Genomic DNA, 26,335 nt, shown 5'->3' with positions numbered 1-26,335 from the left:
AGAGCCTTCGTTACAAAACGGCCCCAGAAGTCCGAAAAACTCTGACGACGGACAGCCGCCGGTGGACCTCTGTCGTGGAACCAGTCCGAGCCACGCGGCGAAGTTTCGTCCGCTGTCGAATGTATCGAGGTCCGGTGCAAATGCCGAGACAGCGCCAGCGGTGACCGGGCCAATCCCAGGGATGGTGCAGAGCCGACGCAGCTGTGCATCTGTCTTCGATGCCGCCTCGAGTTCGTCCGCCAGCTGTTCGATCACCTCGGTGAGCCGCGCGATTTGGCCAAGGTAAATCGTTCCCATCTCCCGAACCGGGCGTGGCAGGTCCGTGGCCTCGTCTTCCAGCGCGTTCTCCAGCACCTTCAAGCTCGCCGGTCCCTTCGGCGCGACAAGGCCGAACTCGGCCAGATGTCCTCGAAGCGCGTTGATGAGCTGCGTGCGTTGCCGCACCAAACATTGATGCGTCCGGAATGCGACCGCGCGCCCCTGAGTCTCGGCGCTCTTGACCGCCACGAAGCGCATCGTCGGGCGCAAGGCCGCCTCCGCGATGGCTTCCGCGTCCGCCTTGTCGTTCTTCTGACGCTTCACAAACGGCTTCACATAGACCGCCGGGACAAGCCGAACCTCGTGGCCGTGCCGTTGTGCCACCCGGCCCCAGTAATGCGACGTGGCGCAGGCCTCCATCGCCACGATGCACGCGGGCTGCTCAGCGAGAAGCGTCGCCAGACGCGTCCGCGACAAACTTCGGTTGTATAGAACCGTCCCCTCCGGCCCGACGGCGCAGACCTGGAAGCTACCCTTCGCAAGGTCGATCGCCAGCATGCTGATATTCGTCGTCATCGATGTGCCCTCCGTTCGGTTCCAATGGAACCATCATGGCATATGAGATGCCGTTGGTGGGGGCATCCACCGCATCAGCTCAAACTGTCTGATGCCTTCAGGGAGACCGGGCGCAGGTCGGCAATGTCTGCATCAAAGCGTTCCGGATCGACATGCCAGCGGCGACTCACCGAGCCATCATTCCAACGATAATCGGTGAAAAGGTTAATCTCCTGCTCACCGTCGTTCAGAAACCCGTCCTGGAAAGGCCAGCCTGTCTTTCTCTTCGACATATACCCGCGCCACTCGTACCGTTCTTGCCGTTTTGTCTTTCGTAATCGGGGCGGGATCAAAGCCTCAGGAAACGGACTAGCTGCTTCACAAAAAGCTCGACGGGATCGACATTGAGTGCCTTGGCGATGCGTTCGAGAAGATCGAGGGAGGCCGCGAACTTGGCGTTTTCGACCTTGCCCATATGGCCGCGGCTCACATCGGCCCGATGAGCAAGCTCCTCCTGGCTGAGGCCGCGGGCGCGTCTCAAGTCCTGGATGTTCAGTGCTACACGGTCCCGCAAGTTCATGCCCGCGAAACGGACACGATGCGCGAAATATCGCCACGCGATATATGTTACATTCGGAGGTGTAGAGAAGAATTCTTGGAACGGCGCGAGATCGCCGGAATGGGGTGCCTGCCCAAACGCAGGTCACAGGATAATCGGTCTCGCAAACATTATGGGCCGTTAAATTACTCTTTCGGAAAAGGGCGGCACCGGCAATACCGGTGCCGCCAGTTGTTCATCCACAGGGAGGTTGTATAGGACGAATTCTAAAGGAAGCGACTTTTAGCAGTAGGCTGCACAGCATTCGTATTTGCTGTTGGCCATAAAATCCGCAGCACACTCCCTTAGGAAGTCGCATGGTTTGGACACGGATTTTCAGTTACTTTGTATCTGAAAATGATACGGGAGAAATCTCTTTAACCAGTTCGCCTTGACGATGGCGAAGGTTTATAACCTCGGCTGCAACAAGACGGTCGCGGTATTTTAGGTGCACCTCCAATGACGTCGGAGGCTGGGTTGGAACGCGTCGTACCAGATCGTAACCGGCCGCTATCCCTATGGCTTGAACCTTCATGCCTTTGAGGTCGGACCAAAATCGTGGTGGTACGGGAGCTGGGCGTGTCTTGTTGCAGATAGCAGCTGCTGCGATTTGTGCCTGGGAGGATGCGTTGTGGATAGTTTCAATGCGCGGCTTTCCCGACACGAACGCGTTGTCACCGCGCGCGCAATCACCGATTGCGTAAATCTTGGGGTCGGATGTCCGCATGTCCTGATCCACACAGATTCCATTGTCACAAACCAATCCCGCGTCCTGGGCTAAGGTTATATTCGGCGTCGCTCCAATACTCACCAACACAAGATCGGCCTTAATCTCTATTCCGTTTTCAAGGTTAATGGAAGAAACATGTTGATTAGCAGCGCCAAACTCTTCGAGACGCTTGTTGAACATGAAACGCACCCCAGCATCTGATAGCTTTTCAGTGATGAAGTTTGTCGCTGCCGGAGAGGCAACGCGAGCCATTGCTCGTCCACCAACCTCTATGATCGTGACGGCCTTTCCACTATCAATTGCGGCAGAGGCCACCTCGAGTCCGATCACACCGGCACCGACGATGACGACGTCACGACACTCTGGGCGCCTCAGCGCCTGGCGAAGCCTTGCAGAGTCCCCCAAGTCTCTTAGGTAGTGAATCCCTTTCAGGTCGGCCCCCTTCAAGTCGAGGCGGCGAGGCGCCGCTCCGGTTGCGAGGATCAGGTTATCGAATTTCGTTGTTTTACCATCTGAATAGAAAATTCTTCGCTCGTTCGTGTCAATCTTGGCGACTTTGCGCGCGCGCATCAGTTCGATGCGGTTATCTTCATAGAAGGAAAGCGGCCGCAAAGGGGTCGGTCTAGGCCTGTCTGAATCCAGCAACCACGCCTTTGACAGAGGTGGGCGTTGATAGGGGAGCGCCGCTTCTTCACCAATCAGCTTAATGGTGCCTTCGTAGCCGTTTCTGCGCAGTGTTGCGGCTGCAGTCGTCCCAGCGACCCCATCGCCGATGATCACGGTTGTTTCCATTTTTTGGTTCCTCCCTGAGTATGTAGAAGTCTTCTTAAATGAGGCCTTTCGAGCGTGCGATTAACACGGCCTCGGTACGGTTGCTGGCATTTAGGGAGGGTAAGATTCTCCGGAAATGCCATTTCACAGTGTCTTCCGTGACATGCAGGCGCGCTGCAATTTCCTTGTTGCTCAACCCGAGTGCCGCATGCTGCAAAACCCCGATTTGCTTTCGGCTGATCGGGGCAGATATATGTGCAGCGGGGAGCTTAGTGATCGTCAGTTCATGCGCCGTTTTTCCGGCAATCGAAAATTGATCTGTCCTTTGATCTAGGAACGCTTTTGCCGTTGGGCTAATGACCCTCAGAAAATGCCGCCTGTTTTTCAAAGACCTGAATGCACCCATTTGTTGTGCTTGCAGATTGGCATCGACCATCCTTTTTATTGCTTGCTTTTCTTCGCCCATCATATGGATAGTGGTCGCAAGCGTACATTGCGCCCTGACCTCACCGCGTTGGTCCCTGATGGCGGCAAAGTTTGTCAGAGCTTTTCGCGCCTGCCTCTCGGCCAGACCCAGTTTCCCGTCACGCAGAAACCTTGAGGCTTCGAGCAATTCACGTTCCGCCTGGATGGCGCGATTTTGGTTTGGCAAGAAAACCAAGTCCTCGTCCGATGGAAGAGGTTCGATCCCGAGCGGAGTACTCGCTCGGGTTCCCATGGCAAAGACTTCGGTACCCAACCGAATCAGGATACCCAACCGCTTCAAGCCGCGCTCGTTTGCCGTAAGGCGGCAGCGTTCCAGCAACAAGAAGGCCCGCGATGTGTCACCTCGGCGAATATATACCTCGACCGCGCTTCGAACCGTGTTCCACACCACATCCGTCACCCCGAATGCCAGCGCGAAATCGAGAGCCTCATGCAGGAGGCCGTCGTCAGGTGTGATTGAGCCGTCTTCTGCCTGGACCTGAAATTCGAAGGAGGTGAACATTCCTCTGACAAACGGCGTGCGCTCCTGGGCGACGTTTTCATCTTTCTGTGCCCGCCGGATTTCGGCGCGCGCGCCATAAATGTCGCCATTGAGCAGTCTGGCCAGGATACCGGCGCCAGCAAGCCAGCCAAACGCATAGCGGTGACGGACTGCTCCGCTTGTGACCGTGGCCGTGGCGATTTGATCTGAAAGGATAGTGAACTGCCTGTCAGAGGCGGCAATGAAGGCTCTGCAGGTCTGTGCAGCCGCCTGCCCGACGGGGTTGACCAACCCATAGGTGTCAACCCATGCAGTGCAGCCTTCATCGCTTTCTTTCATTTCATCATGTGTGGCCAGACCAATGGCGTGGACCAGTTCCCCCCATCCATTCGGGTCGTCCTGTTTCGCGGGATCTGAAGCGGGCAAGGCGTTCAGTCTGTCCAGCACCTCTTGAGCTTCCTGAGCACGTTGGCCGAAGTACAGCACCCAAGCATATCCGATGGCCAAGGATGGTGTCTGGATTAATTTGAACCGAGGAATGCCGGTGAACCAGGTCATCAAGGCCTCGATCTCTCCCTGCCTCAGGGCAAGGTCCAGCAGAGCTTGTTCGCCCAGACGTTGGGCCCAATTATGATCTTGGGCCCGTAGGGCCACTTTAATGACCAAGCGGTATTCCCTTCTTCGCCAATGCCAGAATGCGATACGTTTCAGGAAATACGACTGGCGCGATCCGTTTGCCTCTATGAAACGATTGCGCAGATAATCTTTCAGCGCCCGGTTCATTTCATAGCGGTTTGGTGTTGCAGCGCTGGACGCCAAAAGGCGATAGTGCGCTTCAAGTTTAGCCAGTTTGAGGCCTGCAGCGTCCGTCTTGAACACGTAGTTGCAGATATCTTCAGTGATTTCTTCCAGCCAGCTGGCTTTCTCCAGGCAATCGCGGAGCGGTTGCGGCACCTGCGCCAGCACATCGTTTTCGAAATAGGCCTGAACCTCGGGCAGATGGACGATGCCTTCGCCTGAGGCAGTCGATTTTCCCGCCAGCGCGCACAGAAGCGGCCAGCCGCCCGTCAAATCGAACACTCTCTTTGCCTGGTCTGCGTCCAGTGACAGAACCAAGCCAGTCTCATCGAGGGTGAAACCCAAATCGTCCGGGCCGATCGTAACGACATCCGAGAGGACCGACAGAGAGACCGTCGCGTCGGGCAAGCCTTCGCTTATGACCAATCGAACGGTTTCCGGCGTTTCCAGTGTGATCGTTCTCAGAAACCTTTGCGTAGTGGCAGCGTCTGCTACGCCATCCAGGCAGATCGTGACGGGCCTTTCATGATCCGTGAGCAGGCCGAGCGCGAGGGTCTTCACACTACTCTTGGTCGGTGTCGCGGGGAATCTTTCCGAGGAAAGCGCCGCGACAATCGAGTTCGCAATCAAATCGGTTTCAGATAGGTCTTTTGGCCAGAAAGACGAAAAGTCCAGATAGATGCAGTCTTCGTTTCTTTCGAGCGCGGCTTGGGCGCACTGGGCGACCTGGACCGACTTGCCAAAGCCGGGAGGCGCTTTGTAAAGAAGACACTTGGCCGTCGGGTTTCCTGTAAAACTCAGCCTGTCGCGCTTTAGATAACCCTGAGAATACTTTGTGCGACGGGTATTCATCCGTCTCAGAAAGCCCGAAATGTCGTCTGGGTTTGCTCTGGAGGGCGTTGTCATCCCTCCCTCCCCGAAGCGATGTATCGTTGGTGTCCCGACTCCATAACTATAGCACGCGAAACTCAAAACTACACGAACGTGTAGTTGTTAGCTGGCCTGTCTGTGAGGATTTTGCCGTCTCAGCGTCAGTCGGCAGGAGGAAGCAATGCAATCATGCTTCTGACCACCGTATGGCCAAATGACAGCCTTTCAGGGAGGAACAGACTGATGAAGGATTTGAACGAAACGGCCGCGGCAGAAGCCGGCGCCACTGAAGCATACGTTGATAAGAAACGGTATTTTTGGATTTTGTCTGTATTCTGGCCGGCAACGCCGCTGATCGGACTTTACCTAGTAGCGGAAACCGGATGGAGCATCTGGTACGGAACAGTCTTGATTCTGTGGTATCTGGCGGTACCACTGCTGGACGCGATGTTCGGAGAGGATTTCTCGAATCCCCCCGAGTCGGCCGTGCCTGATCTTGAAAAAGACCGCTACTATCGCGTGCTCACTTATCTGACCGTGCCCATGCACTATGCGGCTCTTGTCGGATCCTGCTGGTGGGTGGCGACCCAACCGGTCAATGCCTTTGAGTTCATTGCGCTTGCACTGTCGCTGGGTATCGTCAACGGTTTGGCACTGAACACCGGCCATGAACTGGGCCACAAGAAAGAAACATTTGACCGCTGGATGGCCAAATTGGTGCTGGCTGTGGTTGGATATGGCCACTTCTTCATTGAGCATAACAAAGGGCACCATCGTGACGTGGCCACACCTAAAGATCCGGCAACTTCGCGTATGGGTGAAAACATCTATTCTTTCGCAACCCGCGAGATCCCCGGGGCTTTCAAACGCGCTTGGGAGCTTGAAGAGGTTCGCCTTGAGCGGAGTGGTAAGAATGTCTGGAGCCTGGATAACGAAATTCTTCAGCCGCTGATCATTACCGTCGTTCTTTACGCCGGGCTGCTGGCATTCTTCGGGCCCATCATGCTTGTGTTCCTGCCCATTCAGATGGCGTACGGATGGTGGCAGCTGACCTCGGCCAACTATATCGAGCATTATGGCTTGCTGCGCGAAAAACTGCCCAACGGCAAGTATGAGCATCAGAAGCCGCACCATTCGTGGAACTCGAACCATATCATGTCCAACCTGATCCTGTTCCACCTGCAGCGGCACTCGGACCACCACGCGCACCCGACGCGATCCTATCAATCCCTGCGGGACTTCAAGGATCTGCCTGCGCTTCCTTCGGGCTATCCCGGGATGTTCTTTGCGGCGCTGGTCCCCTCGTGGTTCCGATCGATCATGGATCATCGTGTCTTGGACTGGGCCAAAGGTGACCTGAACAAGATTCAGATCGAGCCTGGCATGCGTGAGTACTATGACCGTAAATTCGGGTCGGTCGCACCTGCACAACCTGCCGCCATGCCTGCCGAATAAAACCCTCGCATGGCGCCTCAGACTAAGGAGTTGGCCCCGATGGGGCCAACACTGGCCTGACAAACAGCCCCTTGCTCTCACTCGATGACGGGGCCGCAGACACAACCGAGAGAAAATCTGGAACGACGCATGTGCTTGCCTGTCAACGCACGTGTGTAAGGGAGGAATGAACAATGGCTAAATATCAATGCCCGGATTGCGGTTACACCTACGATGAAATCCAGGGCCACCCGCATGAAGGTTTCCCGCCGGGAACGCCGTGGTCGCAAGTGCCCGAAGACTTTGCGTGCCCCGATTGCGCGGTCCGCGACAAAGAGGACTTTGTGCTGATCGGCGAAGCCGCAGCGCCAGCACCAACCCCGGCACCGGCACCCGAACCCGTGGCGGTTGCCGCTCCTACCGCCGCACCGCAAGCGCCTGCGCCGCAGCCTACTCCGGTGGTACAGGCGACCCCCGCCGCCGGAACTGCCTACCGGAAATGGCTTTGCATCACATGCGGTCATATCTACGACGAAGCTCTTGGCGACGAACACGAAGGTTTCCCGCCGGGAACTCTGTTCAGTCAGATCCCCGATGATTGGTGCTGTCCGGACTGTGGCGCCACGAAAGAGGACTATGTCCTCTACGAAGAGAAGTAGGAGCGTGAACATGAATCAGGTTGCATCATTTCACGTCAAAACAGCCAGTGCCGATGACATCCGAGCGGCGTTTGACACCCAGATTCGGGCACAACTTGCCCGGCGGGCCAGTTTTGACCGCAAGGCACGCATCGCACAGCTAGACCGGCTGGCAGAGGCCGTCAAGCGGAACGAGGAGAGAATCATCGCGGCCTGCGCCGCTGATTTTCGTAAACCCGCCGAAGAAGTTAAACTTACCGAGATCTTTCCTGTGCTTCAGGAAATCCGGCACACCAAACACCATCTGAAGTCGTGGATGCGCTCCAAACGGGCGCCCGCCACTTTGGGGGTGTTTGGCACCAAGGCACGGGTTCGCCCCGAGGCCAAGGGTGTGTGCCTGATCATCGCGCCCTGGAACTATCCAGTGAATCTTTCGCTCGGGCCGTTGGTTTCGGCAATCGCGGCCGGCAACAGTGCCATCATCAAGCCGTCAGAAATGACGCCAAATGCGTCCCGTGTCATCATCGACATCGTGGAAGAGGCGTTCACACCGGATCTGGTCAGGGTCATCGAAGGCGACGCCACGGTTTCCCAAGAGCTACTGTCGCTTCCGTTTGACCACATTTTCTTCACGGGCAGCCCGGCAATCGGCAAGGTCGTGATGGAGGCGGCGGCAAAAAACCTGACATCGGTCACTCTGGAACTTGGTGGTAAGTCGCCCACAATCGTCGGGCCCAACGCCAATATCAAGAAGGCCGCGCGCAACATCGTCTGGGGTAAGTTCGCAAACAACGGTCAGACCTGTATCGCACCGGATCATGTGTATGTACATCGCGATGTTTCGACTGCGTTCAAGGCTGCGCTTCAGGCCGAGATCGGCCGGGTCTATGGAAAGACGCCCGAGGCTCAAAAAGCAACGCCCGACTATTGCCGGATTGTGAACGAACGTCACTTTGACAGGGTTCGCAACCTGATCGAGGATGCCCGTGCCAAAGGCGCAAGCATCCTTCAGGGCGGGCAGACAGACGCGGCCCAGAATTTCGTTGCCCCGACGCTGATCTCCGAGGTTTCGGACGATATGGAAATCACTCAGGAAGAACTGTTTGGGCCGATCTTGCCGATCATCGAATATGTCGATCTGGATAAAGTTATCGACAAGATCAACGCAAACCCCAAGCCGCTTGCCCTGTATATCTTCGACAAAAGCAAGGGCTTCGCTGATCAGATCATCACGCGCACCTCTTCGGGCGCGGTGGGCGTAAACCTTACAGTGGTGCATTTCCTGCACCCGAACCTTCCATTTGGCGGCGTCAACAACTCCGGCATTGGGGCGGCCCATGGCGAATACGGCTTCAAGGCCTTTTCCCATGAAAAAGCCGTTCTGGAGGAAAAGCATTCGATCACGCATATGCTTTTCCCGCCTTACACGGGCTTTGTACGCCGTCTTATCAACATCGTGGTCCGGGTGCTTGGATAACAGCCGCCCGTAACCAATAGGGAGAGAAGAAATGTACGACTATATCATCGTCGGCGCCGGATCCGCTGGTTGCGTTCTGGCCAACCGGCTGTCGGCAAACCCGGCAAAACGCGTCGCGCTTATCGAAGCAGGCCCAAAGGACAAGAGCCCCCTGATCCACATGCCATTGGGGATCGCCTTGCTGGCCAACAGCAAAAAGCTGAACTGGGCATTCGACACCGAACCGCAAGAGCACCTGAATGGCCGCAAACTGTTCTGGCCACGCGGCAAGACGCTGGGCGGGTCGTCGTCCATCAACGCCATGGTATATATTCGTGGCCACAAGGCCGATTACGACTACTGGGCGTCCGAGGCAGGCACGGATGTCTGGGGCTGGGACCGCATGACCGACCTGTTCAAGCGCATCGAAGACAACCATCGGTTCGGTGCAACCGAAACCCACGGTAGGGGCGGCGAGCTCTCCGTGAGTGAGCTGAAAACCGTGAACCCTCTGAGCCGTGATTTCGTACAGGCTGGGCGCGAACTGCAGATCCCCCACAACGGCGATTTCAACAGCGCCGAACAAGAGGGCCTGGGCATGTATCAGGTCACGCAAAAGGACGGTCGGCGTTGGAGCTCGGCGCAAGCTTTCCTGCGCGGGGCTGAAGCCCGGTCCAACCTTGAGATTTTCACCGACGCCCGCGTGACCCGCGTTGTCATGGAGGAAAAGACGGCAACCGGTGTCACCTTACAGAAAAGTGGCGAATATCGCCAACTGCGTCTCAACGACGGAGGCGAAGTGATCCTGTCTGGCGGGGCCGTGAATTCGCCTCAACTCCTCCTTCTGTCGGGTATCGGGGATGCCCAAGAAATTAAACGGCATGGTCTAGCCGTCGTTCACGACCTTCCCGAGGTTGGCAAGAACATGGCCGACCACCTCGATGTAACGATTATGCATGCTGCTAGCTCACGGCGCCCGATCGGTGTCGCGCCCAGCTTTCTGCCGCGTGGCATTGGTGGTTTGTTTTCCTACATCTTCAGACGTAAAGGGTTTCTCACGTCAAATGTTGCGGAAAGCGGTGGGTTCATTAAGTCGTCCCCTGAACGCGATAGGCCGAATGTTCAGTTTCACTTCCTGCCCACATATCTGAAAGATCATGGCCGCAAGATCGCTTTTGGTTATGGCTATACGCTTCACATCTGCGATCTTTTGCCCAAGAGCCGCGGCTATATCGGCCTCAAAAGCCCGGATCCGATGGACGATCCTCTGATTCAGCCGAATTATCTTAGCGATCCGGAAGATATGGGAACGATGATTGCAGCCTTCAAAGCTGGGCGCAGGATACTCGAAGCGCCGGCAATGTCTGTGCACAGCAAATACGAAGTGCACCCCGGTAAATCTGTACAGACCGACGATGAGATCGCGGCATTCATTCGGGAAAGCGCAGAAACAATCTATCATCCGGTTGGTACATGCCGAATGGGTGCGGACAAGGATTCTGTGGTCGACCCCGAGCTTAAGGTTCGCGGTGTATCAGGGCTGCGAGTGGTGGACGCATCCATCATGCCAAGCCTTGTCGCTGGAAACACCAACGCCCCGACCATGGTCATCGCTGAGAATGCGGCCGAGATCATTCTGGGGCAGGTGCGTATTATTAACAGGAGCCGGTCTGTTGCCTAAAAAATCTTACGAAAATCATGAAAAAACAGCCAGTTGCCAAGGATGCGATGGGATTTGTTGTAAGAAACTGCAAGCCGCGACTAGCGGCTTGCGAGCCTACCAGACCGACCAAATAGCCGCTCCCAAACACAAATCCGGAAAGGAAGCTAAATGCGCGGACAAATGATGGCGATGCCCCTCACAATACACTCACTCATTGATCACGGCGCTCGCTATCATGGCAACACCGAGATCGTGTCGGTGGAAACAGATGGCACAAAGACAAAGACGAACTGGAAAGGGATTTCGGATAGAGCCCGTCAGCTCGGCTCCGCGCTGACAAAGCTGGGGCTCTTCAAAGGGGATCGCGTGGCGACGATCGCGTGGAACAACGCGCGGCATCTGGAATGCTACTTCGGCATTTCCTGCGGTGGACTGGTGTGCCACACGATCAATCCGCGCCTCTTCCCCGAACAGCTTGTCTATATCATCAACCACGCGGAAGACCGGGTCATATTTTTTGACGAGACGTTCCTGCCGATCATCGAAGGGATCAGAGAGAAGCTGACAACTGTCGACACCTTCGTTCTCATGTCCGCGCGTGACGAAAAGGCAGCCAGCAAGATCCCCGGACTTATATTCTACGAGGACTTCCTGGCCACGGGGGACGAAAACGCCGATTGGGTGGATGTCGACGAAAATGACGCCTCCAGCCTTTGCTATACCTCCGGCACCACCGGAAATCCCAAGGGCGTTCTTTATTCGCACCGCTCTACGGTTTTGCATTCCTTGGGCGCGGCTCTTCCCGATACGCTGAACATTTCAGCGCGCGAAGTGATGATGCCGGTGGTTCCGATGTTCCACGTCAATGCCTGGGGCATCCCCTATGCCGCCGCGATGGTCGGCGCCAAGCTGGTCTTGCCCGGTCCGGGGCTTGATGGTGACAGCCTCGCAAGGCTGATCGACGACGAAGGCGTGACGGTCGCGCTTGGTGTTCCTACAATCTGGCAGGGGCTGCTTGCATCGCTCGACAAGCTTGGCTCCAAAGCCGAGACCCTCACACGGACGGTGGTCGGTGGGTCGGCTTGTCCCCCGTCAATGATCGCTGAATTCCGCGACAAATATGGCACCGAAGTCGTGCACGCCTGGGGCATGACAGAAACCTCGCCTCTGGGGACTGCGAATGCCTTGCTGGAACGCCATGCGGGCATGACCGTGGAAGAACAGGCGAAAGTGCGCGAAAGCCAGGGCCGCCCGCCCTACGGTGTGGAACTCAAGATCGTCGACGATGCAGGCAGTACAATTCCCGAGGATGGGGCGGCGCAAGGCAATCTTCGCATTCGCGGCCATTGGGTCGTAGACAGCTATTTCGGTGTGGAACCGGGCACGACTTTGGAATCCGATGGATGGTTTGAAACCGGCGATGTGGCCTCGATTGATGCTGATGGGTTCATGACGATTCGAGACCGCTCCAAGGACATCATCAAATCGGGCGGGGAATGGATTTCCACCGTCGAACTTGAAGGAATCGCGGTCGGTCATCCCGGTATTGCAGATGCCGCAGCAATTGCAGCGAAGCATGTAAAATGGGACGAACGGCCGGTCCTTGTCGCTGTAAAGGCTCCAGGAGCAAGAGTGTCAGAGAAGGATGTGATTTCCTTCTTCTCCGACAAAGTCGCCAAATGGCAGATCCCGGATGCGGTCGTTTTTGTGGATGAACTTCCACGAAACGCAACTGGCAAGGTGCTGAAGAACAAGCTGCGGGAAGCATATGGAGACGTGCTTCTGGCGTAGCCTGAAAACAGGCAGGCGGATTTGCAGATCGCATGTTCCGCCTCCTTGAGACCGAGCAAAATGCGCGGAAAAACGACCAAAAGGGAGGAATAAATGAAACAATATAAGGTAAAATCCAAGGGGTCTTTTGCCTCGAAGTTTGTGTTGATCACGATGCTTGGTTGCTTTTCGTCGTTCAGCGTCGCAAATGCGGAACCGCTTTACTCCAAAGGCGACTGGCTTTTTGGCCTGAATGCGGCGAAAGTATTCACGAACGAAACGTTGGATTCAATCAGCGCGGGCGGTGCGCCAATACCGGGGTCTGGTATCGATATCTCCGATGACACCACACTGAGTTTCGATGTTTCTTATTTCTTGAATTCATCTTTGGCATTGAATTTTTTTGGTGGTTTTCCTGCAACCGCCGATCTTACAGGAACCGGCAGCTTGGGGGGGATGACCGTCGGAGAGACAAAATACGGCCCTGCCATATTGTCCCTTCAATACCACTTTTCGACTAGTTCATCCGTTAGCCCTTATGTTGGTGCCGGTATCGCTCGAATCTTGTTTCTGGAAGAACAAGGGGATGCTCTCGCGGACTTCGACTTGAAAGACGCCTGGGCGCCTGCTCTCCAAGTTGGAATGCGCTATCAAATGAGCGACAATTGGTTTGCCAATGCTGATATACGTTATACCCCATTCGAAACAGATATCTCTGGGACACTCGGCGGGGCGCCGGTCAGAGGCAAAGTTTCGGTGGACCCAACAATCTTGAATATCGGTGTTGCCTACCGGTTTTAAGGTGTCGTTTCTGACGGAAGTAACCCGGAGCGCGCGTGTCGCGCCTCGGAACATTTACTTCCGAACTTCTTGAAAAATGATTTCTGTACTGGGCAACGGACCAACGCGGTCTTTTTGATGCAGAACGAAGCAACGGTGAAAAAATGAAAGATATCGTAGTATTGGACGGTGCGCGAACAGCCATCGGAACCTTTGGAGGGGCTCTTGCCAACACGCCGCCCATCGAGCTTGGGGAGATCGTGGCGAAAGAGGCGATTGCTCGCTCTGGCATCGATGGCAGGCAAATTGAAAATGTGGTGTTTGGTCATGTTATTAATACTGAGCCGCGTGATATGTATCTTAGCCGCGCGGTCGCAATTGGGTCCGGAGTGCCAGAAGAAGCGCCTGCAATGAACGTAAACCGGCTCTGCGGTTCTGGGCTTCAAGCCATCGTGTCTGCGGCGCAGTCGTTGATTCAGGGAGATGCGGCCATAGCACTTGCCGGTGGCAGCGAAAGCATGAGCCGCTCGCCGTATATCATGCCGGCCATCCGCTGGGGGCAAAAAATGGGCGACACTGGTGCAACCGACATGATGCTCGGCGCACTCAATTGTCCGTTTGGCACAGGGCATATGGGGGTCACGGCGGAAAATGTTGCCTCAGAATATGCAATTACCCGCGAGGTTCAAGACGAGTTTGCACTGCAAAGTCAGGAGCGCGCCCTGAACGCGATCAATAACGGGTATTTCAAATCCCAGATTGTTCCCGTCGAGGTGAAGGTCAAACGCAACATGGTGTCTTTTGATACTGATGAACATCCTAAGGCAAGTACACTGGAATCGCTTGGAAACCTGCGCCCAGCCTTCCAGAAGGATGGTACCGTCACGGCGGGAAATGCTTCGGGCCTAAATGACGGGGCCGCCGCAGTTGTATTAGCGACTGCAGATACTGCAGCCAGAGCGGGATTGATACCGCGAGCAAGGCTGCTCGGCTATCATATAGCAGGCGTGCGTCCGGACATCATGGGGATTGGGCCAATTCCAGCGGTATCAGGTCTTCTAAAGAGAACAGGACTGACAATTTCAGATTTTGATGTGATCGAGTCGAATGAGGCTTTTGCGGCGCAAGCTTTAGCTGTGAGCAAGACTCTTGGTTTGGACAATAACAAGGTGAATCCCAATGGTGGCGCAATAGCTCTTGGACACCCGATCGGGGCATCGGGGGTTATAATCTTTCTAAAGGCGCTCTACGAGCTAGAGCGTACAGGTTTGAAACGGGCTCTGGTAACCATGTGCATTGGTGGTGGGCAGGGCATCGCGGTTGCTATGGAAGCTATCAGGCCTTCGACGTAAACGTGCCGCTTTTGAACACGCTTGCCGATGGCTACGGGGTTGTTCTGGCCACGCCGATCGCCCAGCTCAGTCAGCTGATGGGCTCGAACCTGATCATTGGCGACATGGTCTCGATCATGGGGTCCATCGGACCCGGACTCTCCATGGGCGTGCTTAACGACGGGCTCGCCGCCAGCAAATACCGACCCTGTCCGCTATTGGTGAAATACGTCGAAGTCCGCTGGCTCGGACAAAGGACCAAACTCGGGTTTTACGCCCCGACCGCCGATTTGGCCGAGGCCGAGCTCGATGGCTTCGAGGAAAAATGGGCCGGGAAATACGCCTCCATCGCCCCGGCCTGGCGCCGGGCGTGGGCCGAGGTGATCCCGTTCTTTGGCTTCGATCCGGCGATCCGGAAAATCATCTACACGACGAATGCCATAGAAAGTCTGAACCGCGTGATCCGAAAATCGATCAAGACGCGCGGCTCGTTCCCGACCGACGAGGCCGCAACCAAGCTGATCTACCTGGCAATCCGCAAATTCGAGAAGGATGGCCGAAATGTCCGGGAATGGTTTGCATCCCGCAACCAGTTCGCCATAATGTTCGGCGAGCGCTTCGACGCTTGAGTATCTGAAACCGCATGGACCGGGCCAGATACACAGAGTTCAGGACACTCCCTGGACGGCAAGGGGCGCTGCCTCGACAACATCTTCATCGAGCGCCTCTGGCGATCGCTGAAGTATGAGTGCGTCTACCTTCACGCCTGGGAGACCGGTTCGCAAGCCAAGGCCGGCGTTGGCCGATGGATCACCTTCTACAACCACCAGCGGCCCCACGCCGCCCATGGCGGACAGCCACCCGCCGTGGTCTACTTCAACCAAATCAAAACCGACCAGCAGGGGCAGAGAGTAGCTTAAATCACCCAGGAAACTGTCCAAGCGTTGGGGAGCAGCTCACTGTTTTGGCTTCCGTGCTGAACGGGGACCTGTCCGAACGAACGAAATATGAAGCCCCGAAGCAGCCTATTGCAGGCAACATTGCGAGCTTCATAAGTCCTACACCACCCTTGCTCAGGGCAGCATGACCCCGCGTTCTGAACGGTCACATACATCAGCGTCCAAGAATTAAGGGAACAGTGACACCCGCATAGCTGTCCTGCACGGTTACACTGTGCTCGGCATCCCGCTCGCGGAGGCTGTGAGATCAGTCTTTGTCTTGGACGAACGGCACGTGCTCCATTGGCGCGACGGATGCTGAGTTATCGGACCTGATGAATACACCCCGCGCGAAAACTCTAAAGATCGGGATGAGACACAGCATTTACATCCCAAAACCGCCGCATTGCTTCCGGAGGAACTCTTGTCAGGTTGGTTGTCGCGGCTGTCTGCGGCTAATTTCTGTCATGCGACGCTTCCTGCTCATGTCTAAATCTGATAGCGGGCCGATCGCCGGACGTGATGCAGATCGTTCAATCATCGCGGCGAGCGCGATGTCAGGCGAAGAGCGCAAGAAGCGGTGCTACGGCCTTCTGCCAGCTGTCACGCGCTTCAAGCCGTCCGATCCAGCCCGCGATTCTGGGGAATTCGTCCAGCGAAATCCCCGCTTGGTCGCGATACATGAATGTGGTCGCCAGATAGAAGTCGGCAAGGCTGAGTGCGCCTGCAATCCAATCCTTATCGTCGAGTCCGGTTTCCAGAACGGCAAGGAACTGATCGGTGGCTTTCCGTTCCACTTCGACCACAGTAGGATCAGGATCGCCCATGCCGAATTTCTCTTTGAGGAACAGCTCAAAGGACAACTTCTGCATCGCCGGGCCAAGGTGGATGGCTTGCCACCAGGCCCACTGATCGACGAGGGCCCGCGTCTTGAGGCCATCAGGATAGAGCCCTGCCTCGGGCCGGATCCCGGCCAGATAGGCACAGATCGCCCGGGACTCCCAGAGCACGAAATTCCCGTCCTCCAAAACAGGCACCTTTGCATTTGAATTGCGGGCAAGAAATTCCGCCGCGCGGTTGTCCCCGGCACGGATGTCGACCTCGACGATTTCGAGTTCCACGCCCAGTTCGTGCGCCACCGCCCGTACACGCAGCGCATTCGGTGAGAAGTTCGCGTTGTAAAGCCTCATGACATTTTCCAGCATTATTGTTCCTGCGGCGCCTGAAGAAGCGCCGCGCGGTTAGCGGCCAGGAAATCGGCCACCGACTGTCCGGGCTTGCCGGTGAGCGATTCGAGATCGCCGCTGGCCACATCGAGATAGCCCTGCGCGATTGCTTCGTCGAAGGAGGCAAAGACCCTCGCCATGAACTCCGGCAGTCCATTTGCGATCATCGCCTGCACCAGATCCTCGGCGGGCAGGGCGACATAGGGGATTTCCTTACCCGCAATTTCGGACAAGATCGCCGCGACCTCGGCCTGGCTGACCGTCTCCGGCCCGGTGATATCGAGGGTCTTCCTTCCCGTAGCTTTCATTAGCGCCGCGGCTGCGGCACGGGCGCAATCCGCGCGTGTCACATATCCGGTCTTGCCATCTGCTGCGGCGGAGAAATGCGTGCCCATGGCGACGCTCTGCTGGCCGCCCATCAACAGAAAGTCGGTGTACATATTGTTGCGCAGGATCGAATGATCCGCCCCACTTTCCGTGATCAGCTTCTCGGTCCCTTCGTGGTCTTGAGCGAATCCGATTGGACTTTCCGCGACTGGGCCTGCGAAGGAGGTATAGACGATGTGGTCGATACCTACCGTCTTGGCCGCAGCAATCGCATTGGAATGAGCTGCGAGCCGCTTGCCCGGCTCCAGATCGTCGGTAGAGATGATGAGGAGACGCTTGCCGCCCGCGAAGGCTGCTTCAAGAGAAGCCGGGTCGTTGAAATCGCCCTCGCGCGCCTCGACTCTTTTTCCCGCCAGATCGGCAAGCTTGTCGGGAGTGCGCGAGATCGCGATGACCGGCCCGGCACCTGCCTGAACCAGCAGGTCGACCACCTGCCGGCCAAGTTGTCCGGACGCGCCGGTCACGATGAAGGGGCCGTTCTGGATGTTGGACATGGTATCTCTCTTATCTTGATGTTTCTGCAAGCGCGCTTGCGATCAATCGTGGATTTGGGTGGGGGCGGGATTCGCCAGCTTGCCGCGCGCGAAACCCCAGCTTGTGGTCAGGATTTTGATCATCACATCGACCTCTGCCTCATCGCGTGGAGCAAAGGCCATGATCGCATTGGCCGGGATGTATCCGGCCGAGGCCATCGGGTGCTGTTCGCCCCATCCCTTCGCGATGAGTTCCTCAATCGCCGGCAGCGGCAGCATCATGTGCGACGAACCGTCATAGGCGGGATGCACATGCTCAAATTCGCGTCCGATCATGAAGGCTTCGCGCGGGCCGCAGGCATGCGGCCGCGGCAGGACTAATGCCTCGGCGCCGGGGACCGAAATACCCGATCGGCAACGCTCGACGAAGGGCAGGGCGAAGGCCTTCTGCTTGAACAATGCGTGAATCTCGGCCGAGGAGTTCTGCGACACTTGCTCATGCGGGGCGCACTCGGTGGCTTCGGGGCGCGGACCCTGCCGCAAGGGAAGTTCGAAGCACATATCTGGTCCTATCCAAATCTGAACGCGCTTTCGACCGCGCCCAATACGTGATCCTCGAGGGTCTTTTCCCCCCGATCCGCAAGCGCGGCGCCGGCCACGACGTGCAATGGAATTAGATGTTCCTCGCGCGGATTGGCGTCGCGTGCGCCGAGTGCCCGATCCCAAGCAGCCAGCATGGCGCGGCGCGCCCCGGGGTCTTCATGGGTCACCGCACCCGTGAGCCATCGGTCAAAGTCGCCGCCGTTCACCGGGCCATCGGGTCCGCCCCTCATCGCCCGCATCATCTTGCCCATGTTGTGATAGGTGTTGCCGGACCCGATGATCAGAACACCTTCGTCTCGCAAGGGCGCCAACGCGCGACCAGCAGCAAGATGCGCCTCAGCGTCGAGATCGTCGCGCAGGCTCAGTTGGACGGTAGGTATGTCGGCCTCAGGCAAAGCCACCTTTAGCGGAACAAACACCCCATGATCGAAGCCACGCGTGGCGTCGGCCCGGGTTTCAAAACCCGCGCCATTCAATAGCTCGCTTGCACGGGCCGCCAGCGTAGGATCGCCTAGCGCGGGCCAGGTCAGCTGATAAGTATGGGGGGGAAACCCCTGATAGTCGAACAGCAGCGGCGGCGCGGAGTTGGTCTGCACGGTAAACACCCGTTCCTCCCAATGGCCTGAGATCACGAGAAGCGCCTTGGGCTTTGCCGGCAGGCTCGCAGGCAAAGCCTCAAGGAAGCTGCGGTGCCTGTCCCAGGTGTCAGGCGGGTTCCAGTCCATGAAGAAGCAAGGGCCGCCTCCTTGGGGAACAAACACTGTCGGCTGCCTTTCGGTCATTCTGTCGTCCTTTTGAACCCCAAGCCCGAGGGTGGATGGCCAGCGCCGTGGCAACTCCGCATCGGATTAATTCGTCTCTGTCGGAAACGTCGGCGCATATGCCGACTTTACCGCACGCACGCGATTGGCTGTCATCCACGAGGCGATCAGGAGCACCCAGGTCGCAAGAGCCGGTGGCCAGCCTGGATCGCCCGCGCCCACATGCGCCCCGAACGCCAACACCAGATGCCAGAACATCGCCGCGTAAGCCCAGTCCGCCAGCATCGCCGAAGGGCGCCAAAGAATCACCACCGCGCCGACAATCTTCAAAATCGCGAGCGGCCAGATGATGTATGTGGGATAGCTCAACACCTCGCGATACATGCCCGCGACCATATCGTGGGATGAGATGTAGAAAGTCGCCCACCCAGATAGACCAGCGCCACAAGGCCGGTCGCGATCCAGTAGACATACTTTGCCACGTTGTCACTCATCACCGCACTCCCTGTTTGCAAGGGCTTGTTCAGCCGCAGTTTCCGCTCTAAGTACCTTTAGGTGTCTTGCATCGTCCGTGAAAGTAGGCACTTAAAAGTAACTAGATTACTTTAACCGCGAGGATAATCCACGATGAAGAGCGTCCAGCCCCCCTCATGCCCGATGGAGGCGCTTCTGCGTGTCATCACAGGCCCTTGGACGATCTATATACTCTGGGTTCTGTCCGAGCAGGGACCGCAGCGTTTCGGCGCGCTCAAGCGTTTGGTGCCCGGCATTTCCACCCGGGTCCTGACCGAGAGGCTGAGAATGCTGGAACATGCTGGCGTTGTATGGCGCGAGCAGGCCATGACCATCCCACCCGCTGTCACCTACGGGCTGACTGAGCGCGGCGCGGAACTGCGCGGCGTGCTGGACAAGCTTGGCTCGATCGCACGCCGCTGGGAGGCCGAGGGTGCCTTTGTCGGGACCGCAAGCGCGGCAGAATGACGGTACCCCTCCTGTTCGCGGGATAATCCCTCGCCCGAGAACAACTCAGGCAGAATCAGACCCGAAGCCCATGACGAATTGAAAACGGCGCTAGAAAAAGCCGCCAAGCGGCGCTTGGTGGGGTAGATCCGCACAGCTTTACGTTTTGCTGCTAAATCAACTTCTATCTACTATACTCACTAGACGGTACAGTAAAGCTTGTAACCGCCTAGTCCTGCCTGGGATAGAGAGAACGAGATGCCCGTGAGAAAAATGGCCGACGTCATGATTGGTGCGCGCGAGGTTTTCTTCCGATGCGGTTACGAAGGAGCCACGGTCGATGCGATTGCCGCTGAAGGAAAAGTGTCGAAGGCAACCATGTATTCGTATTACCCGACCAAGGAGCAACTGTTCCTGAGCGTGGTTGAATCCGAATGCGGTCGGCTTGCGGACGAAATCCTCCGGCCCTTGATCGCGTCTTTGGAGCCGCGCGCCCAGTTGGAAGAACTCGCCCTTCGCATGGTCGACCTCACCTTGGACGACACCTACATCCGTCTCCTGCGAACGTGCGTTGGCGCCTCCGAGGCACTGCCCGAAGTGGGTGAGGTTTATTTTCGCGCAGGCCCGAAACCTGCTCGCGAACTCGTCGGTAGGATTCTGGAGCGCCTTACGCGCGAAGGCGCGCTCGATGTCGATGACGACCGGCGCGCGTCCGATCACTTCATACACCTTTGCGTTTCGGGGCTACTTATGCCGCGCCTTCTCGCAGTGAAACGAGCTGTCCACCGCGAGCAACATGCGCGCGAAGCGGTCGCTGCATTCCTGCGACTTTACGGTAGCGGCCACAGAGACAAATTTTCAGATTGAGCTCGCTTGCCAAATACGGGGCAGCGCATTAGCTCGCCCAATGACTTAACCGACCGGACGGTACAGGGTGACTGCACAAGTGGAAAAGCAACCGAAGAACGCCTCGCCGAAGATTCTCGGCGCTGCGCGGGCGATTGCGCTGCGAGAAGGCGCGGGAAGGATCACGATCGACGCCGTCGCTCGGGAATCCGGCCTCAGCAAGGGTGGGGTGTTGTACAACTTCGCCACCAAGAAAGCGCTTCTGGCCGGGCTGCTCGACGAAATGCTCGCGGAGCACCGCGAACGTCTGGCGTCGGTCCCGGAAGGGCACAGTTCCCGCACCCTGCGCGGTCATCTCGAGACAGTTCTGCAAGCCGGAAGCACCGATGATGACCTTTCGATGGCTATTCTCGCGGTTTCGGCGTCGGATCCGAATCTTCTGGACCCGCTGAGAAAAGAACTGTCCCGTGATGTCGAGCGCATCCGTTCGGACGCGCAGGACGACACTGCGGCGATGGTTCTCTTTTTGGCGATCCAGGGTCTTCGTTTCCAGAGGCTCCTTCGCCTCGCGGATGGTGATGCCGATCAGCAAGACGCCACCATCGACAGATTCAAGGACATGATCGATGAGCTCGAATAGAACCAGATACTTCCGAGGAGGTGTCGCCGGATTGGTCGCCCTCCTTCTCGCCATTGTCCTTCTCGTGCAATTCGGCCCGAACCTCGCATCCAAGGTCTTCGCGCAGACTACGGATGAGGTTTCCGGTGCCGATGCGCAAGGGAGCGCCGAGCAAGACATCGCCCAACCGGTCACGGTCGAAGTATCGCGTGCCGAGCTTCGCGATAGCGATAGGGCGCGCAGCCTGGCAGGCCGCGTGGAGCCCGCCCGGACCGTGGATATTGCCTTTCAGGTTTCGGGTCAGCTTTCCGACCTCGCGGTAGATGCTGGGACTCGGGTCGAGAAAGGCGATTTAATCGCCGCGCTCGACCCGGTAGATTTCGAATTGGCTCTGGACCGGGCACAGGCCTCTTTCGACCTCGCAAAATCCGAATACGATCGTGCGTTGAGTCTGACCGAGAGGGGGGTGGCGACCGACGCCCGACTTGAAACGAACCGCGCGCAGCTTGCCCAGGCAGAAGTCGCCCTCCGTGAAGCGAAGCGTCGTCTGGCTCAAGCCACGATCTCGGCGCCCTTCGAGGCCATTGTCGCGCGCATCTTTCTGGAGGAGTTTTCGAACGTCACCCCTGCGGCTCCGATTGCCAGGTTGCAGGACATCAGTGAAATGCGGGTGCGGATTTCGCTGCCCGAGGAACTCGCCGCGATCGCACGGGCCCAGCCCGATGCATTCAGGGTAACCGCCTCTTTCCCCGCTGTGCCGGGATATGACGCAACTCTGTATCTGCGGACATTCGTGACCGATGCAGACCCCACAGCCCAAACCTATGACGTCGAGTTTGCAATCGAGGGCGCCATCGACCCGAGATTGCTGCCCGGAATGACGGCGAATGTGCGCGTAGCCGCCGCCGCGGAGGGTGCGCAATCGCGGTTGGTAGTCGTCCCGGTCTCAGCGATCGACACGACGAGCCGGAGCGAGCCGTCCATCTGGCTGTATGACGAGGGGACCGGCCGGGTGTCCCGTAAGACGATCCGCCTGGGGCTGCCAAACGACGACGAAATCGTCGTGCTTGAGGGGCTCTCCGGAGACGAACTGGTTGTGTCCGGCGGGTGGTGGCGCCTGAAGGAAAACGAAACAGTCGCGGTTCGCGGCCTCTGAACGATCCTGGACCGGAAAACCGAAACCATGACAATGAGTATTTCCCGCGCAAGCATCCGACGTCCGGTCGCCGTTTGGCTGGCAATTATCTTTTGCCTTCTCGGCGGTTTGTGGGGGCTGAACACGGTCGGACGCCTCGAAGACCCGAGTTTCACGCTCAAGACGGCGCTCGTTTTCGTGCCCTATCCGGGCGCGACGGCGATGGAGGTGGAAGAGGAAGTCACCGATGTCGTGGAAAGCGCACTCCAACAGATGAAGCAGCTCGACCGGGTGGAATCGAAATCCATGCCGGGCATGGCCCAGATCACGGTCGAGATCGAGATGACCTATGGGCCCGACGAGATCCCGCAGGTCTGGGACGAGATGCGCCGCCGTATCCGCGACATCGAAGGAGAGCTTCCCTCCGGTGCGCAGTCTCCGATTATCAATGACGATTTCGGCGACGTCTACGGCATGTTCTATGCCGTGACGGCCGATGGGTTGAGCGCCACGGAACAGCGAGACCTCGCGACCAAATTGCGTCGCGGACTTGTCACCGTCGACGGGGTGGCCAAGATCGAGGTTCGGGGACTGGCTGAAGAGGAGATCATCATTTCGATCCCTTCGGCGCGACTGACCGAACTGGGTCTGCCGCCTGACCAGATCCTCGGTATCATCGCTGACGAGAACCAGGTTTTCTCCAACGGCGAGATCAGCGAGGGGCTTTCTCGGCTAGGTGTGTCCGTTCCGCCGGGTTTTGTCAGCGTCGAGGGCATAGAGGCGCTGCGGCTCGGCGCCCCCGGAGAGGTCGGGCAGATTGCGCTCTACGACATTGCCCGCGTGGTCCGAGAGGAGACGGAGCGGCCGAGCCAGATCGTGCGTCACAATGGCACGCGGGCCTTCACCCTCGGGGTCTCGGCGCTCGTGGACCGTAACGTTGTCGAGGTCGGCAGATCGGTCGAGGCACGGCTGGACCAGCTGAAGACCGAATTGCCGGACGGCGTCGAGATCGTACCAATCTATGAACAGCATAAGGTCGTCGACGAAGCGGTCTCGAGCTTTCTCGTCGGCCTCGGTCAATCCGTGGCCATCGTCATCGGGGCGCTGATGCTGACCATGGGTTGGCGCGCGGGTTTGGTCGTGGGTGCCACGCTGGGCCTAACGGTGTTTTCCACGCTGTTTTTCATGTCTGTCTTCGGCATCGAGATGGAACGGATCAGTCTCGGGGCGCTGATCATCGCCATGGGTATGCTGGTCGACAACGCTATCGTGATCGCCGAAGGCATGCTGATCGGCATGGCGCGGGGCAAGTCCGCCGAAGACGCCGCCGCCGATACCGAGACCGCGACAGCGTTTCCCCTGCTCGGGGCCACCGTGATCGGGATCATGGCGTTCTCTGGAATTGGACTGTCGCCAGATGCCACCGGCGAGTTCCTGTTCTCGCTTTTCGCGGTCATCGCGATTTCGCTGCTGATGAGCTGGATACTCGCCGTGACCGTCACGCCCTATTTGGGTAAGCTCCTTCTGAAGGCACCGAAAGACACCTCCAAGGACCCCTATCGCGGCTTCATCTATTCGGCCTATCGCGGTTTCCTCTGGCTGGCGCTGCGCGCCCGCGTGCTCGTCGTCCTGACGATCGTCGGAATCACGGTCTGGTCGGTCATGGCCTTTGGTCAGGTCAAACAGGCTTTTTTTCCGGCGTCGAACACCCCGATATTCTACGTCGAATTCCAGATGCCGCAAGGCACGGACATTCGAGTCACGAATGAAGAAATCGCTCGGCTGGAGGCGATCCTCTTAGGCGAGGAGATCGTGACGGACGTGACATCACTGGTCGGGCGAGGGGCCAGCCGCTTCATGCTGACCTACAACCCTGAGCAGGCCGATGCGAGCTACGGTCAGCTGATCGTGCGTGCGACCGATGCCACACTCATCCCCGATGTTGCGGCGCGTCTCAATCGCGAACTGCCGGCGCAATTCTCCAATGCTCTTATCCGCGTCGAGGAGATCGTCTTCGGTCCTCCTGCCGGGGCCGATGTCGCCGTGCGATTTTCCGGACCCGATCCGGTGGTCCTTCGGCAGCTATCGGATAACGCGCTTGCGATCTTCGACGAGGCCGGCACGATCACAAACTCGCGCACAGACTGGCGGCAGCGCGAAATTCTCGTCGAACCCATCGTCGACGAGGCTCGCATGCGGTTGGCCGGTTCGACTCGCGCTTCGATCGCCGACACCGTGCAATACGGCACCTCGGGCCTGCGGGTCGGCACCCTGCGCGAAGGCGATGCCGAAATCCCGATGTATCTGCGGCTTCCCGAGGTCGAGCGCGACGGGCTGGATCGTTTGCGCGATCTCTCCGTCTGGTCGCCGGGTGCAAATGATTACGTGCCGATGGCCAACCTCGTCTCCGGCTTTGAGCCCCGCCTCGTCGAGGCCCTTATCCACCGCCGCGACCGTGAGCGTACGATAACGGTCCTCGGCGGTGCGCGACCGGATCTGACTGCGAACGAAGCCTTCAACAGCGTGCGCGACGACATCGAAGCGATGCGGCTCCCCGACGGCTATTCGATGGAGTGGGGTGGCGAATACGAAAGCCAGCAGATGGCCAATGAAAGTCTCGGCAAGCAGCTTCCGATCAGCCTCATCGTGATGCTGACGATCTCGATCCTGATGTTCAACAAGGTGCGCCAGCCGCTGATATTGTGGCTCGTCGTACCAATGTCGGTCACAGGCATGGTTCTCGGTCTGCTGTTCACGGGGCTCCCGTTCACGTTCACGGCGCTTCTCGGCTTCTTGTCCCTTTCCGGGATGCTGATGAAGAATGCCATTGTGCTGGTGGAAGAAATCGATCAGCAACGCGCCGAAGGTGTCGAGGACTATCAGGCGGTGATCGATGGCTCGGTCAGCCGTTTGAGGCCCGTCGTGCTGGCTGCGGGCACAACGATTTTCGGTATGATTCCGCTCTTACCAGACGCCTTCTTCGCATCGATGGCCGTGACGATCATGGGTGGCCTCGCGTTCGCCTCGATCCTGACGCTGGTCGCGGTTCCGGTATTTTATGCACTGTTCTTCCGGATCAAGCCGCCCAAAAAAGAAAACGCTCCTTCAGGTTCCCCAGCGACAGCCTGAACGCAGATGCAGTTATAAGCGCTTCTCTGAGCGCCCTCGACCCATCTTAAGGACGGTGTAGGCATATTCCGCCGCCTCAAGCGCGCCTTCGGGAAAACCGCCGAATGTCGGAGCCACTTCGGTGCCGCCAAAGACGAGCGCTTCGTCCCGCAGGCCTAAAAGAACGCACGGCTGGCCATAATTCGTGAGGGCACGAAATACAGCGGAACTGCGGCTGGCAGCAGGCCAGGCGCACTCCCGCTCCATGGTCTAGGCCTTCAAGGCATGGACCGAGGCCCAACTGCTACGCATTCCCGGCAAGGGCGATCTCGCGAAGGCCTTCCGCTATGGTCTCAGCTGCTGGCCGTCATTCGAGCTCTTCCTTGGAGATGGCCGCGTCGGCATCGACGACAACACCGCCGAGCGCGTCATGCGCCCGATCAGCATCGGGCGAAAAAACTGGCTTTTTGCAGGCTCCGACAGCGGTGGCGAAACGCTGTCCCGGGCGATGTCCCTTGTCGAGACAGCCAAGATGAACGGCCTCGATCGGCAAGCCTGGCTGGCCGAAATCCTCGACCGCATCCACAATCACATGACCAACCCGCTCAACGAACCGCTTCCATGGAACTGGACGCCAATGAACTGATCCATGGTAACAAC

At 57.8% G+C, this 26,335-nt stretch carries 23 protein-coding genes and 3 pseudogenes; 16 read left to right on the top strand and 10 right to left on the bottom strand.

Annotated elements, in window-relative coordinates; translation table 11 throughout:
• From ATO6_RS22180 to ATO6_RS22160, 5 genes are all read right to left on the bottom strand, one after another.
• A partial coding sequence (locus tag ATO6_RS22180; RefSeq protein ID WP_088626208.1) for an IS110 family transposase occupies positions 1 to 834 on the bottom strand: 834 nt, incomplete at its 3' end.
• A 74-nt stretch (positions 835 to 908) separates the two neighbouring features.
• Complete coding sequence (locus tag ATO6_RS22175; RefSeq protein ID WP_088626207.1) at positions 909 to 1,106, bottom strand: hypothetical protein; 198 nt, start codon at positions 1,104 to 1,106, stop codon at positions 909 to 911.
• Between the two features lie 56 nt (positions 1,107 to 1,162).
• Entirely contained in the window at positions 1,163 to 1,393 is a 231-nt protein-coding gene (locus ATO6_RS22170) for a helix-turn-helix domain-containing protein (protein WP_088626206.1), read from the bottom strand.
• Between the two features lie 358 nt (positions 1,394 to 1,751).
• Positions 1,752 to 2,933, bottom strand: coding sequence for an NAD(P)/FAD-dependent oxidoreductase (locus tag ATO6_RS22165; protein WP_088626205.1), 1,182 nt, complete (start codon positions 2,931 to 2,933; stop codon positions 1,752 to 1,754).
• 34 nt (positions 2,934 to 2,967) lie between these two features.
• Positions 2,968 to 5,583 (bottom strand): LuxR C-terminal-related transcriptional regulator, encoded by a 2,616-nt coding sequence (locus ATO6_RS22160; RefSeq protein WP_088626204.1) that lies wholly within the window; start codon positions 5,581 to 5,583, stop codon positions 2,968 to 2,970.
• 207 nt (positions 5,584 to 5,790) lie between these two features.
• On the opposite strand from ATO6_RS22160, the gene ATO6_RS22155 reads away from it, so the two are divergent.
• From ATO6_RS22155 to ATO6_RS22115, 10 genes and pseudogenes are all read left to right on the top strand, one after another.
• Positions 5,791 to 7,002 (top strand): alkane 1-monooxygenase, encoded by a 1,212-nt coding sequence (locus ATO6_RS22155; protein ID WP_088626203.1) that lies wholly within the window; start codon positions 5,791 to 5,793, stop codon positions 7,000 to 7,002.
• A 173-nt stretch (positions 7,003 to 7,175) separates the two neighbouring features.
• Positions 7,176 to 7,334, top strand: a pseudogene (locus tag ATO6_RS25335) (rubredoxin); the annotation flags it as partial.
• On the top strand, positions 7,326 to 7,640 hold the full coding sequence (locus ATO6_RS25620; protein WP_369597078.1) for a rubredoxin: 315 nt from the start codon (positions 7,326 to 7,328) through the stop codon (positions 7,638 to 7,640). The pseudogene ATO6_RS25335 and the gene ATO6_RS25620, both read left to right, overlap by 9 nt.
• A 10-nt stretch (positions 7,641 to 7,650) precedes the next feature.
• The gene (locus ATO6_RS22145) at positions 7,651 to 9,096 is read left to right on the top strand and encodes an aldehyde dehydrogenase family protein (protein WP_088626212.1); all 1,446 of its coding nucleotides are present in this window, start codon (positions 7,651 to 7,653) and stop codon (positions 9,094 to 9,096) included.
• A gap of 31 nt (positions 9,097 to 9,127) precedes the next feature.
• Positions 9,128 to 10,756: a GMC family oxidoreductase gene (locus ATO6_RS22140; protein ID WP_088626201.1), complete on the top strand. Its 1,629-nt coding sequence runs from the start codon at positions 9,128 to 9,130 to the stop codon at positions 10,754 to 10,756.
• 150 nt (positions 10,757 to 10,906) lie between these two features.
• Complete coding sequence (locus tag ATO6_RS22135) at positions 10,907 to 12,529, top strand: long-chain fatty acid--CoA ligase (RefSeq protein ID WP_088626200.1); 1,623 nt, start codon at positions 10,907 to 10,909, stop codon at positions 12,527 to 12,529.
• Between the two features lie 93 nt (positions 12,530 to 12,622).
• The gene (locus tag ATO6_RS22130; protein ID WP_088626199.1) at positions 12,623 to 13,309 is read left to right on the top strand and encodes an OmpW family protein; all 687 of its coding nucleotides are present in this window, start codon (positions 12,623 to 12,625) and stop codon (positions 13,307 to 13,309) included.
• Between the two features lie 143 nt (positions 13,310 to 13,452).
• Positions 13,453 to 14,640, top strand: a complete 1,188-nt coding sequence (locus ATO6_RS22125) for an acetyl-CoA C-acyltransferase family protein (RefSeq protein ID WP_088626198.1) — start codon at positions 13,453 to 13,455, stop codon at positions 14,638 to 14,640.
• Between the two features lie 77 nt (positions 14,641 to 14,717).
• Positions 14,718 to 15,248: a transposase gene (locus ATO6_RS22120; RefSeq protein WP_333909906.1), complete on the top strand. Its 531-nt coding sequence runs from the start codon at positions 14,718 to 14,720 to the stop codon at positions 15,246 to 15,248.
• Between the two features lie 48 nt (positions 15,249 to 15,296).
• Positions 15,297 to 15,539 (top strand): annotated as a pseudogene (locus ATO6_RS22115) (integrase core domain-containing protein); the annotation flags it as partial.
• Between the two features lie 575 nt (positions 15,540 to 16,114).
• Here the strand turns inward: ATO6_RS22115 and ATO6_RS22110 are convergent.
• The 5 genes from ATO6_RS22110 to ATO6_RS22090 form a co-directional block, all read right to left on the bottom strand.
• Positions 16,115 to 16,762 (bottom strand): glutathione S-transferase family protein, encoded by a 648-nt coding sequence (locus ATO6_RS22110; protein WP_048534191.1) that lies wholly within the window; start codon positions 16,760 to 16,762, stop codon positions 16,115 to 16,117.
• Positions 16,762 to 17,664 carry an SDR family oxidoreductase gene (locus ATO6_RS22105; protein WP_043753128.1) on the bottom strand — a complete coding sequence of 301 codons (903 nt, stop codon included), beginning with the start codon at positions 17,662 to 17,664 and terminating at the stop codon, positions 16,762 to 16,764. Before ATO6_RS22105 ends, ATO6_RS22110 begins: the two co-directional genes overlap by 1 nt.
• Before the next feature lie 42 nt (positions 17,665 to 17,706).
• Positions 17,707 to 18,204, bottom strand: a complete 498-nt coding sequence (locus tag ATO6_RS22100; protein ID WP_088626197.1) for a luciferase family protein — start codon at positions 18,202 to 18,204, stop codon at positions 17,707 to 17,709.
• An 8-nt stretch (positions 18,205 to 18,212) separates the two neighbouring features.
• Complete coding sequence (locus tag ATO6_RS22095) at positions 18,213 to 19,028, bottom strand: class III extradiol ring-cleavage dioxygenase (protein WP_088626196.1); 816 nt, start codon at positions 19,026 to 19,028, stop codon at positions 18,213 to 18,215.
• A gap of 66 nt (positions 19,029 to 19,094) precedes the next feature.
• Positions 19,095 to 19,391 carry a hypothetical protein gene (locus ATO6_RS22090; protein ID WP_233145771.1) on the bottom strand — a complete coding sequence of 99 codons (297 nt, stop codon included), beginning with the start codon at positions 19,389 to 19,391 and terminating at the stop codon, positions 19,095 to 19,097.
• Positions 19,392 to 19,634: 243 nt separating this feature from the next.
• On the opposite strand from ATO6_RS22090, the gene ATO6_RS22085 reads away from it, so the two are divergent.
• The 6 genes and pseudogenes from ATO6_RS22085 to ATO6_RS25525 all read left to right on the top strand — a co-directional run.
• Entirely contained in the window at positions 19,635 to 19,988 is a 354-nt protein-coding gene (locus ATO6_RS22085) for a helix-turn-helix domain-containing protein (protein WP_229737775.1), read from the top strand.
• 237 nt (positions 19,989 to 20,225) lie between these two features.
• Positions 20,226 to 20,834 (top strand): TetR/AcrR family transcriptional regulator, encoded by a 609-nt coding sequence (locus ATO6_RS22080; protein ID WP_043753118.1) that lies wholly within the window; start codon positions 20,226 to 20,228, stop codon positions 20,832 to 20,834.
• A 67-nt stretch (positions 20,835 to 20,901) separates the two neighbouring features.
• On the top strand, positions 20,902 to 21,453 hold the full coding sequence (locus ATO6_RS22075) for a TetR/AcrR family transcriptional regulator (RefSeq protein WP_254919241.1): 552 nt from the start codon (positions 20,902 to 20,904) through the stop codon (positions 21,451 to 21,453).
• A 31-nt stretch (positions 21,454 to 21,484) separates the two neighbouring features.
• Positions 21,485 to 22,588 (top strand): efflux RND transporter periplasmic adaptor subunit, encoded by a 1,104-nt coding sequence (locus ATO6_RS22070; RefSeq protein ID WP_233145720.1) that lies wholly within the window; start codon positions 21,485 to 21,487, stop codon positions 22,586 to 22,588.
• Between the two features lie 27 nt (positions 22,589 to 22,615).
• Positions 22,616 to 25,696 (top strand): efflux RND transporter permease subunit, encoded by a 3,081-nt coding sequence (locus ATO6_RS22065; protein WP_088626193.1) that lies wholly within the window; start codon positions 22,616 to 22,618, stop codon positions 25,694 to 25,696.
• A 202-nt stretch (positions 25,697 to 25,898) separates the two neighbouring features.
• Positions 25,899 to 26,321, top strand: a pseudogene (locus ATO6_RS25525) (transposase); the annotation flags it as partial.
• Between the last annotated feature and the right edge of the window lie 14 nt (positions 26,322 to 26,335).

Source organism: Oceanicola sp. 22II-s10i, from assembly GCF_002210105.1.
Lineage (GTDB): Bacteria > Pseudomonadota > Alphaproteobacteria > Rhodobacterales > Rhodobacteraceae > Pseudooceanicola.
Note: the sequence above shows the minus strand (reverse complement) of the source record. Positions and strands in the feature narration are given on the sequence as shown.